16 protein-coding genes and 1 other RNA gene are annotated in these 17,895 nt (G+C 59.3%); 8 read left to right on the top strand and 9 right to left on the bottom strand.

Going from position 1 to position 17,895, the window contains the following annotated elements; translation table 11 throughout:
- Window positions 1-12: 12 nt before the first annotated feature.
- The 3 genes from AF70_RS22545 to AF70_RS22535 are packed head-to-tail and all read left to right on the top strand — an operon-like array spanning window position 13 to window position 4,114.
- Window positions 13-1,188 carry an acetyl-CoA acetyltransferase gene (locus tag AF70_RS22545; RefSeq protein ID WP_028939923.1) on the top strand — a complete coding sequence of 392 codons (1,176 nt, stop codon included), beginning with the start codon at window positions 13-15 and terminating at the stop codon, window positions 1,186-1,188.
- 2 nt (window positions 1,189-1,190) lie between these two features.
- The gene (locus AF70_RS22540) at window positions 1,191-2,732 is read left to right on the top strand and encodes a class I adenylate-forming enzyme family protein (protein WP_028939922.1); all 1,542 of its coding nucleotides are present in this window, start codon (window positions 1,191-1,193) and stop codon (window positions 2,730-2,732) included.
- Between the two features lie 41 nt (window positions 2,733-2,773).
- Entirely contained in the window at window positions 2,774-4,114 is a 1,341-nt protein-coding gene (locus AF70_RS22535) for an MFS transporter (protein WP_028939921.1), read from the top strand.
- A 160-nt stretch (window positions 4,115-4,274) separates the two neighbouring features.
- On the opposite strand, the gene ssrA is transcribed toward AF70_RS22535, so the two are convergent.
- From ssrA to AF70_RS22500, 7 genes are all read right to left on the bottom strand, one after another.
- Window positions 4,275-4,668: a transfer-messenger RNA gene (ssrA, locus tag AF70_RS22530) on the bottom strand.
- A gap of 97 nt (window positions 4,669-4,765) precedes the next feature.
- Window positions 4,766-5,041, bottom strand: coding sequence for a hypothetical protein (locus AF70_RS22525; protein WP_019582464.1), 276 nt, complete (start codon window positions 5,039-5,041; stop codon window positions 4,766-4,768).
- Window positions 5,042-5,259: 218 nt separating this feature from the next.
- Window positions 5,260-8,070, bottom strand: a complete 2,811-nt coding sequence (locus AF70_RS22520) for an FAD-binding and (Fe-S)-binding domain-containing protein (protein ID WP_028939920.1) — start codon at window positions 8,068-8,070, stop codon at window positions 5,260-5,262.
- Window positions 8,067-8,738: a lactate utilization protein gene (locus AF70_RS22515; RefSeq protein WP_019582462.1), complete on the bottom strand. Its 672-nt coding sequence runs from the start codon at window positions 8,736-8,738 to the stop codon at window positions 8,067-8,069. Before AF70_RS22515 ends, AF70_RS22520 begins: the two co-directional genes overlap by 4 nt.
- Window positions 8,738-10,192, bottom strand: coding sequence for a LutB/LldF family L-lactate oxidation iron-sulfur protein (locus AF70_RS22510; protein ID WP_028939919.1), 1,455 nt, complete (start codon window positions 10,190-10,192; stop codon window positions 8,738-8,740). The genes AF70_RS22515 and AF70_RS22510 overlap by 1 nt, the downstream gene beginning before the upstream one ends.
- Entirely contained in the window at window positions 10,189-11,013 is an 825-nt protein-coding gene (locus tag AF70_RS22505) for a (Fe-S)-binding protein (RefSeq protein ID WP_018929467.1), read from the bottom strand. The genes AF70_RS22510 and AF70_RS22505 overlap by 4 nt, the downstream gene beginning before the upstream one ends.
- Before the next feature lie 151 nt (window positions 11,014-11,164).
- A complete protein-coding gene (locus AF70_RS22500; protein WP_028939918.1) occupies window positions 11,165-12,856 on the bottom strand; it encodes a lactate permease LctP family transporter in 1,692 nt (563 codons plus the stop codon).
- A 262-nt stretch (window positions 12,857-13,118) separates the two neighbouring features.
- Here AF70_RS22500 and AF70_RS22495 point away from each other — a divergent pair, with 262 nt between their 5' ends.
- A complete protein-coding gene (locus AF70_RS22495) occupies window positions 13,119-13,886 on the top strand; it encodes an FCD domain-containing protein (protein WP_018929469.1) in 768 nt (255 codons plus the stop codon).
- Between the two features lie 147 nt (window positions 13,887-14,033).
- Here the strand turns inward: AF70_RS22495 and smpB are convergent, their stop codons facing one another.
- Window positions 14,034-14,516 (bottom strand): SsrA-binding protein SmpB, encoded by a 483-nt coding sequence (gene smpB, locus AF70_RS22490; protein WP_008029800.1) that lies wholly within the window; start codon window positions 14,514-14,516, stop codon window positions 14,034-14,036.
- A 118-nt stretch (window positions 14,517-14,634) separates the two neighbouring features.
- On the opposite strand from smpB, the gene AF70_RS22485 reads away from it, so the two are divergent.
- Genes AF70_RS22485 through AF70_RS22475 form a run of 3 tightly spaced genes read left to right on the top strand, consistent with a single transcriptional unit; the run spans window position 14,635 to window position 16,787 of the window.
- Window positions 14,635-16,038, top strand: coding sequence for a sodium-dependent transporter (locus AF70_RS22485; RefSeq protein ID WP_019582460.1), 1,404 nt, complete (start codon window positions 14,635-14,637; stop codon window positions 16,036-16,038).
- A gap of 7 nt (window positions 16,039-16,045) precedes the next feature.
- Window positions 16,046-16,480, top strand: a complete 435-nt coding sequence (locus AF70_RS22480; protein ID WP_007933502.1) for a type II toxin-antitoxin system RatA family toxin — start codon at window positions 16,046-16,048, stop codon at window positions 16,478-16,480.
- On the top strand, window positions 16,473-16,787 hold the full coding sequence (locus AF70_RS22475) for an RnfH family protein (protein WP_028939917.1): 315 nt from the start codon (window positions 16,473-16,475) through the stop codon (window positions 16,785-16,787). Before AF70_RS22480 ends, AF70_RS22475 begins: the two co-directional genes overlap by 8 nt.
- Window positions 16,788-16,848: 61 nt before the next feature.
- Here AF70_RS22475 and AF70_RS22470 read toward each other — a convergent pair whose 3' ends face one another.
- Entirely contained in the window at window positions 16,849-17,376 is a 528-nt protein-coding gene (locus tag AF70_RS22470) for an outer membrane protein assembly factor BamE (RefSeq protein ID WP_018929473.1), read from the bottom strand.
- 97 nt (window positions 17,377-17,473) lie between these two features.
- Here AF70_RS22470 and fur point away from each other — a divergent pair, with 97 nt between their 5' ends.
- A complete protein-coding gene (gene fur, locus AF70_RS22465) occupies window positions 17,474-17,878 on the top strand; it encodes a ferric iron uptake transcriptional regulator (RefSeq protein WP_003197684.1) in 405 nt (134 codons plus the stop codon).
- Window positions 17,879-17,895 lie beyond the last annotated feature (17 nt).

Raw genomic sequence — 17,895 nt, 5'->3', positions numbered from 1 at the left:
AAGAAAATCACCATGCCCCATTCCGTTTCCATCGTCGCTGCCGCTCACTCCCGTTTTGGTCGTCTGGACGGTTCTACGCTGGAAGACCTTATCGTGCAGGTTACCCGCGAAGCCCTGGCGGATGCCGCCATCGACGCCTCAGAAATTGACGCCCTGTTCCTCGGGCATTTCAATTCGGGGATGGTTGCGGATGGTTTTCCCGCTTCATTGATGCTGCAAGCCGACGAAGGCTTGCGCTTCAAGCCTGCCACACGCTGTGAAAACGCCTGCGCCTCGGGCTCGGCGGCGATTCACGCGGGGATCAACGCGATTCTCTCAGGCTCTGCTGAGCTGGTGTTGATCGTGGGCGCCGAGAAGATGACTTCCAACTCTACAGCCGAGGTCACCAAGGCCCTGGCCGGTGCCGGTTATCAGAACGACGCCCAAGAGGCCGGGCTCAGTTTTCCGCAGTTGTTCGGCCTGGCTGCGCAACAGTACCGTGACCGCTACCAGTGCCCGATGGCATCAATGGCCGCCATCGCCACCAAAAACCACTCCAACGCCATGGCCAATCCCTTGGCGCAGATGCACCGGGTCATGGATTTCGAACATTGCAACAATGTGTCCAAAACCAATCCGTATGTGGCGCAGGCGCTGCGTCTGACCGACTGTTCGCTGATCAGCGATGGGGCTGCCGCCATTGTGCTTGCCTCGTCCAGGCGAGCCAGCCAGTTTCGCCGTGAGGTGCTGATTCGCTCGGTGGCTCAAGTCAACGATTTCCTGCCGATTGCCCAGCGTGACATCATCGCGTTTGAAGGTCCTCGGCGTGCGATCCATTCGGCTTTGCGCGGGGCTAATGTCACCTTGGGCGATCTGAGTTTTGCCGAGGTCCATGACTGTTTCACCATTGCCGAACTGCTGATCTACGAAGCCATGGGTCTGGCCCCCAAAGGCGAGGGGCACCGAGCTCTGGATGACGGTACTGTGCGGGCGGGCGGGCGTTTGCCGGTGAACCTGTCTGGCGGGCTCAAGGCCAAGGGGCATCCAGTGGGCGCCACGGGGGTATCGATGCACGCTATGGCCTTTTGGCAGTTGACGGGCGAGCCTGTCGGCCTGGCCGTGCCGAACCCCGAGTTCGGTCTGTTGTTCAATATGGGTGGCATGGCGGTCGCCAATTATGCCTCGGTGCTTCAGGCTCACAGGGCTTGAGCATGAACATTGCCAACTGGCTGAACGACGCCGGCCGACGCTGGCCAGAACGTCCAGCGTTATTTGAGGGGCAGCGGCAAGTCGCCGACTACGCCACGTTTGCCGCTCATGTTCGTAGTCGTGCCGCGCAGCTCATAGGCGAGCACGGCATTGCGCCCGGCGACCGTGTGGCGCTGTTCATGAAGAACAGTTGCGAATACCTCGAATTACTCTATTGCATCTGGTGGATTGGCGCGGTCGCGGTGCCGATCAACTGCAAGCTGCACCCTGTTGAAGCTGGCTGGATCGCCAACGATGCGCAAGCCCGTCTGATCTTCACCGAGGGCGGTAAGGTGTTCCCGCCCGAGATGTTGCCGCAGGGCTGTTGTGAACTGAATGAAGCGGACAGTGTGGTGTGTGCTTCGTTCGATGCGACGACGTTGGAAGATCCTTGCTCTCGTGATGCCGATGACCTTGCCTGGCTGTTCTACACCTCCGGCACCACCGGGCGATCCAAGGGGGTGATGCTATCCCACGGCAACCTGACGGCCATGTCGCTGTGTTATCCGCTCGACGTTGATCCGGTCAGTCCGGATGATGCAGTGGTGTACGCGGCCCCGATGTCCCATGGCGCCGGCCTCTACAACTTTATCCATGTGCGTTGCGGGGCTCGTCATGTTGTCCCCGAATCCCGTGGTTTCAAGGCCGACGAGCTGTTCGAGCTGGCGAGCGGGCTGGGCGATCTCATGTTGTTCGCCGCGCCAACCATGGTCAAGCGCATGGTTGAACAGGCTCGGCGCCAAGGCTACGGCGGCGACGGGATCAAAACCATTGTCTACGGCGGCGCGCCGATGTACCTGAAGGATCTGCAAGAAGCGGTCGAGACCTTTGGCGCGCGGCTGGTGCAGATCTATGGTCAGGGGGAGAGCCCGATGACGATCAGCGCGTTGTCGCGTGAGTTGATCGCGGATCGAAACCGTCCCGACTGGGCGTCTCTGGCAGCTTCCGTGGGGCGGGCACATTCGTGCATGGAGATCAGGATTCTGGACCCTGAGCACCGGCCGTTGCCTCCCGGCCAGTCAGGGGAAATCGCCGTGCGTGGTCCCACCGTCATGCAAGGCTACTGGCGCAACGACGCGGCGACTCGCCAGACCTTGGTGGATGGCTGGCTGTTAACCGGCGACATTGGCTTTCTTGATCACGCGGGTTATCTGACGCTCACCGATCGCTCCAAGGATGTGATCATTTCCGGCGGCTGCAATGTGTACCCTCGGGAAGTAGAAGAAGTGTTGTCGCAGCACCCGGAAGTATTTGAAGTCTGTGTGGTTGGCGAGCCTGATGTGCAGTGGGGGGAAATGGTGGTAGCGTTCGTCGTTCCCCGTACAGCAGGATCGCTCGATGAATCTTTGCTCAACGCATGGTTCGTCGAACGCATGGCGTCATTCAAAAAACCGAAGAAGTACGTATTTTGCACGGAGCTGCCCAAGAACAGTTACGGCAAGATCCTCAAGACCGAGCTGCGCCTCTGGTTGAAGGAGGTCGCGAACGGCACTGCAGTTCCCTGAGTTGTGTTTCCCATGGATAAAATCAGACAGGAGTCCCTCACGTGGGCATTCAACAGAAAAACCCGGCCCGGCAACGGCGTCGGGCGTTTATCGGTGCAACGTCCGGCCACCTGATCGAGTGGTACGACTACGGCGTCTATGGTTTTCTCGCCGTCTATATCGGCAAGGCGTTCTTCGTCTCTGATGACCCGACTACCAGCCTGCTCGCCAGTTTTGCGGCTTTTGCCTTGAGCTTTTTCATCCGGCCTCTGGGAGGGCTGTTCTTCGGTCCGCTGGCGGACAAGATCGGTCGGCGCAAAACCCTGATCACCGTACTGGTGATGATGGCCGGTTCAACCTTCTTGCTGGGGTTGCTGCCGACCTATGCCTCGATAGGGATTGCAGCGCCGATCATTCTGGTGTTGATCCGCTGTGTACAGGGCTTCTCGGCCGGCGGCGAAATCGGCACCATCACCAGCTTCATCTCCGAGTACGCCGGGCCTGGGCGACGCGGCTTCGCCACATGCTGGTTGATGGTAACGGCGGTGCTCGGACTGTTACTGGGCGGTGCCGTGGCCAACGGCATGACTTGGGTCATGGGCGCTGACCTGATGCAAGCCTGGGGTTGGCGCATTCCGTTTTTGATTGCGGCGCCTCTGGGCCTGATCTCGATGTACATTCGCCTGAAGCTTGAAGACAGTCCCGAGTTCCTGGCATTGCAGCGCGCGGGGGAAACCTCCAAGGCGCCTCTGCGAGAAGTCTGGCAGTGGAAACGGGCGATTGCCCTGGTGTTCTTCATCATTACTCTGCACAGCTCGATCTTCTATCTGGTGCTGACCTTTGTCTCGACCTACATGTCGAGCATTCTCAAGTTCGACAGCGGCACGACCTTGCTCTACGTCTTCGTTGCCAGCTTATCGGCCGCAGTCGTCATGCCATTTGGCGGTGCGTTCACGGATAGAAACGGGCGTAAGCCGTTTCTGTTGGTGGTCGGCACCCTGGCCACCCTGGCGATGTACTGGCTCTTCAAATCGGCCCCCACGGCGACGCCTGCTTCGTTTATCTACCCGTTGATGTCGGTGGCCATCCTGTTCGGCCTGTATGCCTCGTCGACTTATGCATTAATGAGTGAGTTGTTGCCCACCCGAATCCGCTCCACCGGTATCGCGGTGGCGTACAACATTCCGGTGGCGGTATTCGGTGGTAGCGCACCGTTGATTTCTACCTGGCTGATCAAGGTGACCGGAGACATTACGTCGCCCTGGTACTTTTACATAGGCACGGGGGTGGTGTCGTTGATTGCGCTGGTGCTGTTACGCAAGGAGGATTTTGTCGCCTGTGCAAGTCCCGTCGAGGTGCCGGGCGTTGGGCGAGCTGATATGGCGTTGGCCCCCGCGCCTTGAGCATGCACGCGATAGACAAAATCCCAGATGCAACAAGGCCCGCGCAAGACGGGCTTTGTTAATGCTTGAGGATAGGCTCGCACAAGAGGGGCGAACCAGATTTCATTGATGGATTTCAGGCACAAAAAAAGACGTCCGTGGACGTCTTTTTTCGTTGAAGTGGTGGAGCCGGGGGGAATTGAACCCCCGTCCGCCAGTACTCCGCTGTCGGTACTACATGCGTAGCCGTGTCTATTAAGTTAACCCTCAGCGACCCGACGGGCAGGGTGCTTTGGGCGAGTTGTGTAAGTTTTAGCCGCTTCGTCCACAACGTACTGCACGGCGATTCTGTTCTATATGACAATCACTTTGGGTTTACAGACATCCCCTGATGATTGCTGGACCCGAAGGTACCAGGAGGGAAGGGCTAAGGCTGCTTACGCAGCGAGAGCGTATTCCCCGTAGGTTTCGTCATTGGCAACTATAGGAAGTTGCAACAGTGGATTTACGACTTCTGTTACCAAGTCGGCATGCACCTAAAGTTTCGCAACCGGCGTCGAATCCAAAGCGGCCCCGAACCTGCTGTGTGTAACCAGCAGGTAAGCGAAGTGTACGCCAATACGCGCGGCGAGTCGACCTTCTGTCCTTACCTGCATGTTATCTGGCCTGGCCCTAATGGCTATTCATGTGGCTTTGAATGTCCTGAAGCGCTTGCTGCGCCAGGGAAACACACTCTCTGTCGTTGTTGGAGGCGTGGGCGGCCTTGGCTTGTTCGGCTTTGGTGACGACGACACCTTTGGTGGCGGCGTCCAGCGTGGCTGCGCTGGACAGCTTACTGTTGACCTCCTGGAGCTTCATTACGCATTGATCGCTATCGTTTGAGGCGTATGCGGAGGAGGCCAGCATTGTTGCAGCGATGAGCAGTCCAGCCAGGGCGGAACGCTTCATGGGTATCTCCTGGAACGGGGGTGGGGATTGGGCCACGCTGATTGGGGCTTAACAAATGGACTGTGATGGCGTGCAAGGGTTCTGTTTTCGCTTGCGAGGGAGTGAAAGATTTTCCGGGAGGAGGGTGCGAAACAGGGGCAATGACGCCTAACGCACAATCCCTGTGGGAGCGGGTTTGTGCATTAGGCGTTAATGCCCCTTCTTTTTGTGCTTCGGTGTCAGACCGCTCTAGCCCGGGTCACTCGATCCACCAGATAAACCAGCCCGTGGTAGTCAATTCCACCGTGTCGTGTCAGACCAATCTCACAGGTGCGGCTGGTGGAGATCCCTTCGCTGCATTGCTGTACCGCGTCTTTCAGCGTGCGTAACGAATGAGCGTTCAGCTCTGGGTTAGTGAAACCCTTGTCACCGGCAAAACCACAGCAGTGAATGCCTTCCGGAATGACCACGTTTTTACTGCATTTGCGCGCCAGATCGATCAACGCCTGGCTCTCGCCTAGATGCTGCGTGCTGCACGTGACGTGCACCGCGATCGGCGCTTCCTGCGGGGTGAAGTCCAGTCGATCCATCAAGTGAGTGCGGATGAAACGCACCGGGTCGTACAGGTCCAGTCGTACGTCGCCCAGGTCCTGAACCAGCCGCAGCGTGCAGGGGCTGGTGTCGCAGTAGATCGGGTCGAGCCCGCCGCGGCTGGCGTGCAGCAGCGCGCCGATCAGTTCCTGACGTTTGTGTTCGGCCTGTTCGGCATAGCCCTTGGACGCGAATGGCTGGCCACAGCAGAGGTTGTCCTGATTGTCTGGGAAGACGACCTGGTAGCCGGCTTTTTCCAGCAGGCCACGGGTTTTGTCGTACAGCGACATTTGCTCTTTATCACCCGCCGCGGGGCCCATGACCCGCGACACGCAGGCCGCGAGGTACACCACCCGAGGGCGTTTGTCCGACACGCTCGGGCTGAAGCGAATGGCCTTTTCCGGTTGTGGCATGGCGTTGGTCCATTGCGGAACCTGGCCTTTGGACAAGCGGGTCAATGTTGCCGAAAGCTTCGCCAAACGTGGTGCCCCCAGCAGCATTCGTGCACCGTTGGCGACGTGCAGGGTGAAGCGCGCGCCTTGTAACGCAGTGGCGAAATTGCCTTCAATCCAGTTGGCGGTTTTCGTATGGCTCGCGTTACGGCTACGGAGCTTTTTCACCAGCTCGCCGGTGTTGATGCCTACAGGGCAACGTTGTGCACACAGGCCCGTGGCGGCGCAGGTATCGATGCCCTGATATTCGTAGGCTTGTTCCAGTTCGGCGGTGTCCATGCCGGCGCGTTTCTTCGCCTGGATGTCACGCCAGATCACGATGCGCTGGCGTGGGCTCAGCGTCAGGCCTTTCGACGGGCACACTGGTTCGCAGAAACCGCATTCGATGCACTTATCCACAATCTCATCGGCGGCGGGCAGCGGCTTCAGGTGTTTGAGGTGGATCTGCGGATCGTCGCTGAGCACCACGTCCGGGTTGAGGATGCCGTTGGGGTCGAGCAGGCGTTTGAGCTGCCACATCAACTGGTAGGCGTCGCTGCCCCATTCCAGTTCGACGAAGGGCGCCATGTTGCGCCCCGTGCCGTGTTCGGCTTTCAGCGAACCGCCGAATTCCACGGCCACCAACTGCGCTACGTCGTCCATGAACGCCTGGTAACGTGCGATTTCTTCCGCGCTGTTGAAGCCTTGGGTGAAGACGAAGTGCAGATTGCCTTCCAGAGCGTGTCCGAAAAGGATCGCTTCGTCGTAGTGATGTGTGTCGAACAGCTCGATCAAGCGGTTCACGCCGATGGCCAGTTGTTCGACCGGGAAGGTCACGTCTTCGATGATCACCGTGGTGCCGGTTTTGCGCACCGCGCCGACGGCGGGGAAGGTGTCCTTGCGGATCGCCCAGAGCCGGGCGTTTTCCACAGGGTCTTCGGTGAAGTCGACTTGTTTCTCTACCGGAAAGCCGGTCAACGACGCCATGATTTGCGCCAGTTGTTCCTGCAGCAACGTGGAAGAGGCGGCGCGGGATTCGATCAGCAGAGCGCAGGCATTAGACGACAGTTGTTGTACGAAAGCCGGCATGCCGGGTTTGTCCTGCACTGAGCGCAGGCTGCGACGGTCCAGCAGTTCCACGGCCGACACCGGTTGGCTTTTCAGGACGGTGACGGCGTTGCAGCAGGTTTCCACGTCCGGGAACACAATCAGCGCCGACGCCTTGTTCGGGTGGTCGATCACCGTGTCGTAGGTCACCGCGCTGATGAACCCCAGCGTGCCTTCGGAACCCACCAGCAAGTGGCTCAAGATATCCACAGGCTCGTCGAAATCCACCAGGGCATTGAGTGACAGCCCGGTGGTATTTTTCAGGCGGTATTTGTGGCGAATTTTCGCAGCCAGTTCGGCATTGGCGCGGGTCTCGCGGCCCAACGTCGCCAGGCGCTCCAGCAATTCGGCGTGACTCTTTCGGAACGCCGCAATACTGCTGGCGTCTTCGGTATCGAGTCGGCTGCCATCGGCCAGCACCAGACGAATCCCGGCCAGGGTGTGATAGGTATTTTGCGCTGTGCCGCAGCACATGCCGCTGGCATTGTTGGCGACGATGCCGCCGATTTTGCAGGCATTGATCGACGCCGGATCCGGGCCGATCTTGCGTCCGAACGGTGCCAGCCACGCATTGGCCTGCGCGCCGATCACGCCGGGTTGCAGGCGGATTTGCGTGCCCTGGCCACGGATCTCGCGACCGTTCCAGTTATCCCCCAGCACGATCAGCACCGAGTCACTGATGGCCTGGCCAGACAGGCTGGTGCCGGCGGCGCGGAAGGTCACCGGGACGTGGTCCCGTTGCGCCAGTTTGAGCAGCGCCACCACTTCATCTTCGGACTCGACGCGGATCACCAGTTTTGGAATCAGCCGGTAGAAACTGGCGTCGGTGCCGAAGGCCAGGGTCGACAGTGGATCGTCGAAACGTCGTACTTCAGGAATCAGTTGCTGCGCATCGCGCAGAAAAGCCGCCGGTAGACTCATTGGTCCTCCAGGATCAACACCACCAAGTCTTTCGGGCCGTGGGCACCGTAAGCCAGCACTTGCTCGATGTCGGCAGTCTTCGACGGGCCGGACACCAGCAAGGCGTTGGTCGGCATGCCTTGGGCCCATTCGAATTCCTGCTGCACCTGATAGAAGTTGTCGCGGATTTCACTGGCCTTGAGCAGGGCGAAATGCACCGGCGGCACCAGGCTCATCAAGCGCGGTTCTTCCCGCGTCGGCCAGAGAATCAGGCTACCGGTCGCGGCGATCGCACCGAGGGTGGTGGTCAGGCTGGCCGGGGTGTCGTTGAACAACTCGGCTTTCCATTCCTCGACCGGGCGGTTGTAGGCTTTGAGCGCTGGCAGGCCAGGGTTTTTCGCCCAATGCTCGGTGATGCGTTGCCCGTGGGGCGTCGTCGGCGCAATCAGCAGGCTCGGCAGCTGGCGAGTCTGCAGCAGTTGCGCCAGCAGTTCGGGCCAGCCTTCTTTGGACGTCAGATGGATTTCGGTGTGCACCGCTTCCATCAGTTTGCGCAGTTGCGAAATGCGTTGTTCCGGCGTGTAGGTGTAGGGCTCGGTCACCAGTTCGACATCGAAGTTGTCAGCCACCGGCGTGGTGCCCGTCAGACTGTTGCGCAACTTGGCGAGGATATTTTGCTTGGCGCTCATCAATGGTCCCCTTGTTTGGCCAGATGCTCGCGGGCCATGTCATGCAGTGAGCGGGCCGCGGGTTTCGGTGCGCTGTGGTTCTGGGTCCATGGGCCGACGTTGCTCGGTGTCAGCGCTCGCAGGCGAGTGGCGAAGAAGCCGAACAGGCGATAAAGCGTTGGCGAACTGTTGAGCCTGGCCCAGGCGTTCCAGATAAATCGTTCTTTGCGCGAATACTTGCTGCCCTGACCGCGCATCACTTGATGCGGGCTGTCCGGCGCTTTGACGTTTTCTTCCCGCAGGCGACGCAGCAATGCAGGGATCGGAATTTTTACCGGACAGACTTCACCGCAGGCGCCGCATAACGACGAGGCACTCGGGTGGTCGGGGACTTTCGCCAGACCGACCATGTGCGGGGTGATGATTTTTCCGATAGGCCCAGGGTAAACCTCGCCGTAGGCATGACCGCCGATTCGGGTGTAGACCGGGCAATGATTCATACAAGCGCCGCAGCGGATGCAGTTCAGGGTCTGGCGTAATTCGCTGTCGGCAAATGCCTGGCTGCGACCGTTGTCCAGCAGCACCAGGTGCACTTCCTGTGGGCCGTCGAGTTCATGTTCCTTGCGCGGGCCGGAGATCATGTTGACGTAGGTGGTGATCGGGATGCCCAGGGCCGAGCGGGTCAGCAGCGACAGGAGTGGGACCACGTCGCGCAGGTTTTCCACGACTTTTTCGATGCCGGTGACGGCGATGTGCACTGGCGGCACCGTGGTGGTCATCCGCCCGTTGCCTTCGTTTTCCACCAGCAGCAAGGTGCCGGTTTCGGCCACGGCGAAGTTGACGCCGGAGACGCCGATGTCGGCTTCGAAGAATTTCTGCCGCAAGACTTTGCGACCGATCTGAATGAGTTGGTCAACGTCCTTGGTGTACTCCACGCCAAGTTTGTCGTGGAACAAGGACGCGACCTGACCGGCATTCTTGTGGATCGCCGGCATAATGATGTGTGAAGGCTTCTCGTGGTCGAGCTGGACGATGTATTCACCCATGTCCGACTCCAGGCATTCAATGCCTTGAGCTTCGAGGACATGGTTCATCTCCATCTCTTCGCTGACCATCGATTTGCCCTTGATCACTTGCCGCCCCTCGTGAGCGCGGATGATCGACAAGACGATGCCATTGGCTTCGTCCACCGTTTCCGCCCAGTGCACTGTCACACCGTTGCGGGTCAGGTTCTGTTCAAGCTGCTCGAGCAGGTCGGGCAACTTGGATAACGCACGGGCGCGGACGGCATTGCCCAGCGCTCGCAAATGTTCTCTTTCATGGGCATCGCTGAAGGACGCTGCCCGTTTGTTCATCAGTGAATCCATCGCGCTGCGAAAGTTGTTTCGCAATTGCGTGTCAGCCAAAGCCTTGTGAGCCCGGCTGCGAAAATCTTCTTCTACGGCGACCGTAGGAATAATCGTGGAGCTGCTCATCGGGCACCTCCGGTTCGCTGCCAAAGGAAGCTGGCCAGATGCTGACCGCGCAACGCCTCCTGCTGTTTCTCCAACGAGCCGTTGATGTTCATCAGGCAGCCGCAGTCGGCACTGAGTACCTTGTGCGCGCCGGATTCCTTCAACGCACGGGTCTTGTCAGCCACCATCGCGCCGGAAATATCCGGCATACGGACGCTGAAAGTCCCACCAAAGCCACAGCATTCACTTTCGTGGCTGTGGTCGACGCGCTCCACGTTGCTCAGCTGCGCCAACAACTCACGGCCATGCAAGTGGGTGTTCATTTCACGGCGTGCCGAGCACGACGTGTGCAACGCCACTTTCACCGGTTCGCCGCTGTCCTTGAGCTGCACCTTGCAGACAAACAGCAGGAACTCGGCGAGTTCGTAAGTCCGTGCCGCGAGGGCTTGAACCTGTTTCAGCGTTTGCGGCTCGTCCTTGAACAGGTCGGCATAGTGTTCGCGCAACATGCCCGCGCAAGAGCCCGACGGCACCACCACCGGATAATCCCCGGCAAACAACGCCAGTTGCGAACGCGCCACGGTCCGGGCCTGTTCGGTGTAACCCGAGGTGTAGGCCGGTTGCCCGCAGCAGCTTTGCCCTTGCGGGTATTCGACACGAATGCCCTCGCGTTCCAGCAGGTGGATCGCGTCCATCCCGGCTTCGGGGTAGAACAGATCCACCACGCAGGTCCCGAACAGGTACACCCGTGACGGTTTTTCGCTGGGGTATTGCCGAGGTTCAGGCAGTGGCGGGGCGACGCGGGTCGCGTTCGGCACAGCGTTGTAAAAAAGCTCGCTCATCAGGCGTGTCTCCGGGTGGTCCCGGTTATCCGTCCGCTGAGGCTGCTGAATATAGAGAGAGAAGCTTTCAGCAGCCTTGCAGACCCGGTTGTGAATAGCTGACGCCGGGGGCGTAACCCAGCGTCGGTTTTTTCCGTGTGGCGTGTAGTGCTTAGTGCACCAGCATGCCGGTGAACCAGTAAGCCTGAGCCAAGGTGATCAGGCCGACGATCGTTGCAAAGAATAGGCTGTGCTTGAGGGTGAAGCGGAACAGATCCGATTCTTTGCCCACCAGCCCGGTCGCGGCGCAGGCCACGGCGATCGATTGCGGCGAGATCATTTTGCCGGTCACCCCGCCGCTGGTGTTCGCCGCCACCAACAGGGTGTCGTTGACGCCGATCTGGTGCGCGGTGGTGGCTTGCAGCGAACTGAACAGCGCGTTAGACGAGGTATCGGAACCGGTCAGGAACACACCGAGCCAGCCGAGGAATGGCGAGAAGAACGGGAACGCCGCACCGGTGCCTGCCAATACCAGAGCCATGGTGGACGACATGCCTGAGTAGTTGGTGACGAAGGCGAAGGCCAGCACCATGCCGATGGACAAAATCGGCCAGCGCAGTTCGTAGAACGTCTCCTTTAAAGTGGTCAGACTAGTTTTAATGTTGACCTTCAGCACCAGCATCGAGATCAGCGCGGAGAAGAAAATCGCCGTGCCGGTCGCGGAAACCGGATCGAGTTTGAACACTGCCGGAATCGCTGTCGGGTTGGTTACGATCGGCGCGACCTTGATCACCATTTGATCCAGGTGCGGGATCGCGAAGTTGAACACCCAGCCATACATCGAGCCACCGGCAGCGAACATGGCTTTGAACGGTTTCAGCGTCCAGATGGTGACCAATACGGTGAGGATCAGGAACGGCGACCAGGCTTTGAAAATTTCCCCCAGGCTGTAAGGCGAAGCCACGGTGGTGCGCGGTTGGCCGAAACCACCGGTGCTGGCCACCACGGAAGCCGAGACTGCGCCGACGATGTGCGCGCCCGCAGCGCGTTTTGGCTGCCAGATTTTCAGGAACAGCGTCAGGGAAATCAGGCTGACCAGCGCCGAGGTGATGTCCGGCAGTTCCGGGCCAATGAAGTTCGAGGTGAAGTATTGGGTGATGGCAAAACTCAAACCGGCCACCAGCGCAGCTGGCCAGGTTTCCCGAACGCCGCGCAGGCCGTCCATCATGAACACCAGCCAGAACGGCACGAACAGCGACAGCAACGGCAGCTGGCGACCGGTCATGGCGCCGATCTTGAACGCGTCGATGCCGGTGACTTGCCCGGCGACGATGATCGGAATCCCCAAGGCGCCGAAGGCCACCGGCGCGGTGTTGGCGATCAGGCACAGGCCGGCGGCGTACAGCGGGTTGAAGCCCAGTCCAACCAGCAATGCGGCGGTAATCGCTACCGGTGCGCCGAAACCGGCGGCACCTTCCAGGAACGCGCCGAAGCAGAAGCCGATCAGCAGCACTTGCAGGCGCTGGTCGTCGGTGATCGACAGCACCGAGCTGCGGATCACTTCGAACTGGCCACTCTTGACCGTCAGTTTGTAGAGGAACACCGCTGCCACGATGATCCACGCAATCGGCCACAGCCCGTAGGCAAAGCCATATCCAGCGGCGGCGAAAGCCATATCGACCGGCATCTGGAAAGCGAAGATTGCCACGGCAATGGACAACGCCAGGGTGATGCTGCCGGCCACATGGCCTTTGAGGCGGAACACGGCCAAGGCCAGGAAGAAAAATACGATGGGAATGACGGCCGCGAGTGCGGACACGCCGAGACTGCCGAGCGGGCTGTAGAGCTGTTGCCAGGTTTGCATATGGGGTGGCCCCTAATTGTTGTTGGTCAGGCACTGGTCAGCGTTCTTGGATAATTGGTAAGACCAATTTACAATCGCTGTTGGCTAGGGTAAAAGCCTTGGAGGCGGTGTGTCAATTTGCCGCCCTAAAACTTTTGTCGAATGAGCGGTGCAGAATGCATCTGATCTGTTCGATCAAGCGTCGTCTGGTAGGTGCTGGCGCAGCGCCGATAGGCCAGAATAGAGAGCCCGGCGAGCCGCCGGGATCGTGGAGAATTGAGTGATGGGGTTTGATCAGATTCGGCAACGCCGTTTGTCTGACGATATTGTCGAGCAACTCGAGGGGATGATTCTCGAGGGCACCTTGAAGGCTGGCGAACGCCTGCCGGCAGAGCGTGCGTTGGCCGAGCAGTTCGGCGTGTCACGCCCTTCGTTGCGTGAGGCGATTCAGAAACTGGTGGCCAAAGGGCTGCTGGTCAGTCGTCAGGGCGGCGGCAACTATGTGGTGGAATCCCTGGGCTCGACGTTCAGCGATCCATTGCTGCACCTGCTGGAGAGCAACCCCGAGGCCCAGCGCGATTTGCTGGAGTTTCGCCATACCCTGGAAGCATCCTGCGCTTACTACGCGGCACTGCGTGCCACCGATGTGGATCGTGAGCGGCTGACGGCGGCGTTTGACGAATTGCAGGACTGCTATTCGCGCCACGATGAAGTGAGTCGGGCGGAAGAGGGCGCGGCGGATGCGAATTTCCACTTGGCGATCGCCGAGGCCAGCCATAACGCAGTGTTGCTGCACACCATTCGCGGGCTGTTCGACCTGCTCAAGCGCAACGTGGTGACCAACATTGGCGGCATGTACAAACAGCGCGTCGAAACCCGTGACATGCTGATTGCGCAGCACCGGGAGTTGTACCAGGCGATTATTGAGGGGCGGGCGGAGGAGGCGCGAGAAGTGTCCAGTCGGCACATTTTGTATGTGCAGGAAGTGCTGGAAGAGGTGCGTCAGGAAGTGCAGCGCATGGCTCGGGCGGAGCGACGCAAGGGGATGTAGTGACAGGCGATTCAGTGTGGCGAGGGAGCTTGCTCCCGTTCGGCTGCACAGCAGTCGCCAGCAGGCTTGATGCCGCCAAACCAGGGGGCGCTTCGCACCCCGGCGGGAGCAAGCTCCCTCGCCACTATGCCGCGGTCTGGCGGAGAACTACTCTTCCTTGCCCTTGTTCCGCACCGCACGCTGCAATTCACGGCCGGCGTCGCGTTCGCGTTCGGTATCACGCTTGTCGTATTCCTTCTTACCCTTGCCCAGAGCAATCTCGCACTTGACCATGTGCTTGCTCCAGTACCAGGACAGGCATACGCAGGCGTAACCTTTTTGCTGCACGGCAGCGGCCAGCTTTTCCAGCTCGCGCCGATTGAGCAGCAATTTTCGGGTGCGGGTCGGATCAGCGATAACGTGGGTGCTGGCCGTCGTCAGAGGCGTAATGTGGCTGCCGAGCAGCCAGGCTTCGCCATCTTTGAGCAGTACGTAACTGTCAACCAGTTGCAGCTTGCTTGCCCGCAGACTTTTTACTTCCCAGCCGGCCAGGACCAGACCAGCCTCGAACCGATGTTCGATGAAGTAATCGTGTCGCGCCTTTTTATTTTGCGCGATGGTCCCTGTTGGGTGTTTCTTCTGTTTAGCCATAGGGGCGGCATTATAGGGAGTTGCGCGCGAGTCGGCTACGGTGACGCTACGTGCTTGAGCAGGTTGATTGAATCCCGGACAATGCGGCCTCTTTTTTGAACGCTTGGGCGTGATAACGATGTCGACAGACAAGGTTTCTGTCCACGGCAGTTGGGCTAGCCGCTGGGTCTTCATACTCGCCGCGACCGGTTCGGCCGTGGGTTTGGGGAGTATCTGGAAATTCCCTTATATGGTTGGCGTCTATGGCGGCGGGGCCTTCGTGCTGATGTTCCTGGCCTGTATCGCGCTGATCGGTATGCCCGTCATGCTGGCCGAAACCCTGATCGGCCGGCGCGCGCGGCAGAGCCCGGCCAATGCCTTGAAGGTCCTGGCGCTGGACGCGGGGCATTCGGCGAAGTGGTCCTGGGGCGCCTTTGCCGGGATGATCACGGCGTTGCTGATTCTGTCTTTCTATAGTGTGGTTGGCGGTTGGTCGCTGGATTACATCATCGACATGGGCCGTGGCGACTTTCGGGGCGTGACGGCTGATCAGGTCGGCGCATACTTCGGTAATGTGATCGCCGACCCATGGCGCCTGACACTTTGGCACACGATTTTCATGCTGTTGTCGGCAGTGGTGATCGCCAAGGGTGTGGTCGCCGGGCTGGAGCGCAGCCTGCGGATCATGATGCCGTTGCTGTTCGTGATGGTGATTGTCCTGCTGGGTTACAGCATGACCACCGGCCACTTCATGGAGGGCGTGCATTTCATGTTCGACTTCCACCCGGACAAGGTGCTTGATGGCTTGCTGCCGGCCATGGGGCACGCGTTCTTCTCTCTGAGCGTGGGTGTCGGCTCGATCATGATCTACGGCGCCTACATGCCGAAGCACTCGTCGATTTCCGGAACCGTCGTCGGTGTGGCGTTGCTCGATACCTTCGTTTCGCTGTTGGCCGGTCTGGCATTGTTTCCGATTGTATTCGCTGCCGGCCTGAACCCGAGCGAAGGCCCAGGCCTGATGTTCGTCAGCCTGCCATTCGCCTTCGGTAACGTGGCGTTCGGCCAGTTGATGGGCGTAGTGTTCTTCGTACTGGTGGCGATTGCGGCCTGGAGTTCGGCGATTTCCCTGCTCGAACCGATGGTGGCTTACCTGGTTGAGCGCACGAAAATCAGCCGCGCCTGGGTCACCTTCTGGCTGGCATTCACCTGCTGGTTCGTCGGCCTGGGTACCGTGTTTTCTTTCAATATCTGGAAGGAAGCCAAGTTTTTCGTGAACGAAGGCGGGATGTTCCATCTCTACCAATGGGGGGCGGCCGGTGGCCTGGACTTCTTTGGTGTGATCGACTTCTTCACCTCGCGGATCATGCTGCCACTCGGTGGTTTGTGTTTCGTGGTGTTTGCGGGCTGGGTGATGGGGCGTGAAGCGGTGCGCGACGAGTTGTCGATCCGTAGCCCGGTATTGTTCGCCCTGTCCCTGTTTTTGATGCGCTATGTGGCGCCCATCGGCATTCTTGTAGTGTTTGCCGCCCAGCTGTGGAAGTAACGCTGACATGACGACACACATTCAACGTTCGGCCCTGCTGCCGTATCCGGCGCAAGCGCTTTACGACCTGGTCAACGACGTGGCCCGCTATCCGGAATTCCTGCCGTGGTGCTCATCGACCGAAATTCTGGAAAGCTCTCCTGAGTTCATGCGCGCCAGCGTCGGCGTGGCCAAGGGGGGGCTTAGTCAGCATTTCGTAACGCGTAATACCCTGGTGCCCGGGCGTTCGATCGAAATGAACCTCGAGGAAGGTCCGTTCAGCCAGTTGCACGGCGTCTGGGTGTTCAAACCGTTGGGCGAGAAGGCCTGCAAGATCAGTCTGGACCTGTCGTTCGACTACTCCGGGCCGCTGGTGCGTGCGACGTTGGGGCCTTTGTTTAATCAGGCGGCGAATACGTTGATGGACGCATTCTGCCAGCGCGCGAAGCAAATGCATGGTTGAGGCCGTGATCAAGGTCGAGGTGGTGTATGCCGCCGTTGATCGTCAGGTGCTGCTGAGCGTGACGGTGCCGGTGGGCGCGACGGTGCGGGATGCGCTGTTCAAATCGGGCCTGAATGACGAATTCCCGGAGCTGGATCTGGGCAGTTGTCCGGTCGGGATCTTTGGCAAAGTGGTCGCTGATCCGGCCACTCGCCAGGTTCAGGAAGGGGATCGCATCGAGGTTTACCGGCCGTTGCTCGCCGATCCAAAAGAAGTTCGGCGGTTGCGTGCAGCCAAAGCGGCCGAGGCCAAAGCCCGGAATCAGTGATTCGATTAAACGCCAGACAATAAAAACCCCGGACATGCCGGGGTTTTTATTGCGTCGCAAATTATTGCGGCGAGGTTTCCAGCGGTTCTGGAGTCGGGACCGGGACAGTTTCTACGTTGTCCACGTCCTTCTGGATCTGGTCCAGCAACGAGCCTGGCTTGACCGGTTTTTCTGGCTTCGGCTTCTCGGCGTTTCCTGCCGGCGCGGTCACGGTAGTGCCGCTGTCCTTGCCGAGAATGGCCTCGTCGCGGCTCACGCCTGGCATGAAATCGCCAGAGAGGCTGACAAGTTGGTCATTTGGGTTGAAGATAACGCTAATGCGTTCCTGTTGGCGTTCACCGCCACCGGGTTGCAGGCTATACAGGTAATCCCAGCGATCGGCATGGAACGTGTCGGTCAACAGAGGGTTGCCCATGATAAACCGTACTTGCCGACGGGTCATTCCCGGGCGCAACTGGTCTATCATGTCCTGCGTGACGACATTGCCCTGCTGGATGTCGATTTTGTAAACCCCGGGGAATGAACAACCGGCGAGTGCGAGCAGTCCCACAAAGGTGAAACTGGTTAGCAAGAGCTTGGTGTTTTGCATCGGTGGGCGACTTCCACTATCTTGGCTGGGACAACGTAAACGCCGATCATACCCGCATTAAGAGAAGCTGCGAAGCAGCATCGCGAGAAAGCTGACCATGGTTGAAAATAGCGAACTACGCAAAGCCGGCCTCAAAGTGACCCTTCCACGGGTCAAAATTCTGCAAATGCTCGATTCCGCCGAGCAACGCCACATGAGTGCCGAGGACGTCTACAAGGCACTGATGGAGGCTGGTGAGGACGTCGGTCTGGCCACGGTTTACCGTGTTCTGACCCAGTTCGAGGCAGCTGGCCTTGTGGTGCGGCACAACTTCGACGGAGGCCATGCGGTCTTCGAGCTGGACGACGGCAAGCATCACGACCATATGGTCAACGTCGAGACCAGTGAAGTGATCGAATTCTTCGACGAAGAAATCGAGCGGCTGCAGAAAGCAATCGTCGACAAGTATGGCTTCGAGATGGTCGATCACAATCTTGTACTGTACGTGCGCAAGAAAAAGTAAGCATGTCGCGCGAACTT

The organism is Pseudomonas sp. KD5, from assembly GCF_012932895.1.
Classification (GTDB): domain Bacteria; phylum Pseudomonadota; class Gammaproteobacteria; order Pseudomonadales; family Pseudomonadaceae; genus Aquipseudomonas.
This window is presented reverse-complemented; position numbering and strand designations above follow the sequence as displayed.

Excerpts from the sequence above, each read along its gene's own strand:
- AF70_RS22545 (WP_028939923.1), top strand. The coding sequence starts at position 13 with ATGCCCCATTCCGTTTCCATCGTCGCTGCCGCTCACTCCCGTTTTGGT.
- AF70_RS22540 (WP_028939922.1), top strand. The coding sequence starts at position 1,191 with ATGAACATTGCCAACTGGCTGAACGACGCCGGCCGACGCTGGCCAGAA.
- AF70_RS22525 (WP_019582464.1), bottom strand. The coding sequence starts at position 5,041 with ATGAAGCGTTCCGCCCTGGCTGGACTGCTCATCGCTGCAACAATGCTG.
- AF70_RS22520 (WP_028939920.1), bottom strand. The coding sequence starts at position 8,070 with ATGAGTCTACCGGCGGCTTTTCTGCGCGATGCGCAGCAACTGATTCCT.
- AF70_RS22515 (WP_019582462.1), bottom strand. The coding sequence starts at position 8,738 with ATGAGCGCCAAGCAAAATATCCTCGCCAAGTTGCGCAACAGTCTGACG.
- AF70_RS22510 (WP_028939919.1), bottom strand. The coding sequence starts at position 10,192 with ATGAGCAGCTCCACGATTATTCCTACGGTCGCCGTAGAAGAAGATTTT.
- AF70_RS22505 (WP_018929467.1), bottom strand. The coding sequence starts at position 11,013 with ATGAGCGAGCTTTTTTACAACGCTGTGCCGAACGCGACCCGCGTCGCC.
- AF70_RS22500 (WP_028939918.1), bottom strand. The coding sequence starts at position 12,856 with ATGCAAACCTGGCAACAGCTCTACAGCCCGCTCGGCAGTCTCGGCGTG.
- AF70_RS22495 (WP_018929469.1), top strand. The coding sequence starts at position 13,119 with ATGGGGTTTGATCAGATTCGGCAACGCCGTTTGTCTGACGATATTGTC.
- smpB (WP_008029800.1), bottom strand. The coding sequence starts at position 14,516 with ATGGCTAAACAGAAGAAACACCCAACAGGGACCATCGCGCAAAATAAA.
- AF70_RS22485 (WP_019582460.1), top strand. The coding sequence starts at position 14,635 with ATGTCGACAGACAAGGTTTCTGTCCACGGCAGTTGGGCTAGCCGCTGG.
- AF70_RS22480 (WP_007933502.1), top strand. The coding sequence starts at position 16,046 with ATGACGACACACATTCAACGTTCGGCCCTGCTGCCGTATCCGGCGCAA.
- AF70_RS22475 (WP_028939917.1), top strand. The coding sequence starts at position 16,473 with ATGGTTGAGGCCGTGATCAAGGTCGAGGTGGTGTATGCCGCCGTTGAT.
- AF70_RS22470 (WP_018929473.1), bottom strand. The coding sequence starts at position 17,376 with ATGCAAAACACCAAGCTCTTGCTAACCAGTTTCACCTTTGTGGGACTG.
- fur (WP_003197684.1), top strand. The coding sequence starts at position 17,474 with ATGGTTGAAAATAGCGAACTACGCAAAGCCGGCCTCAAAGTGACCCTT.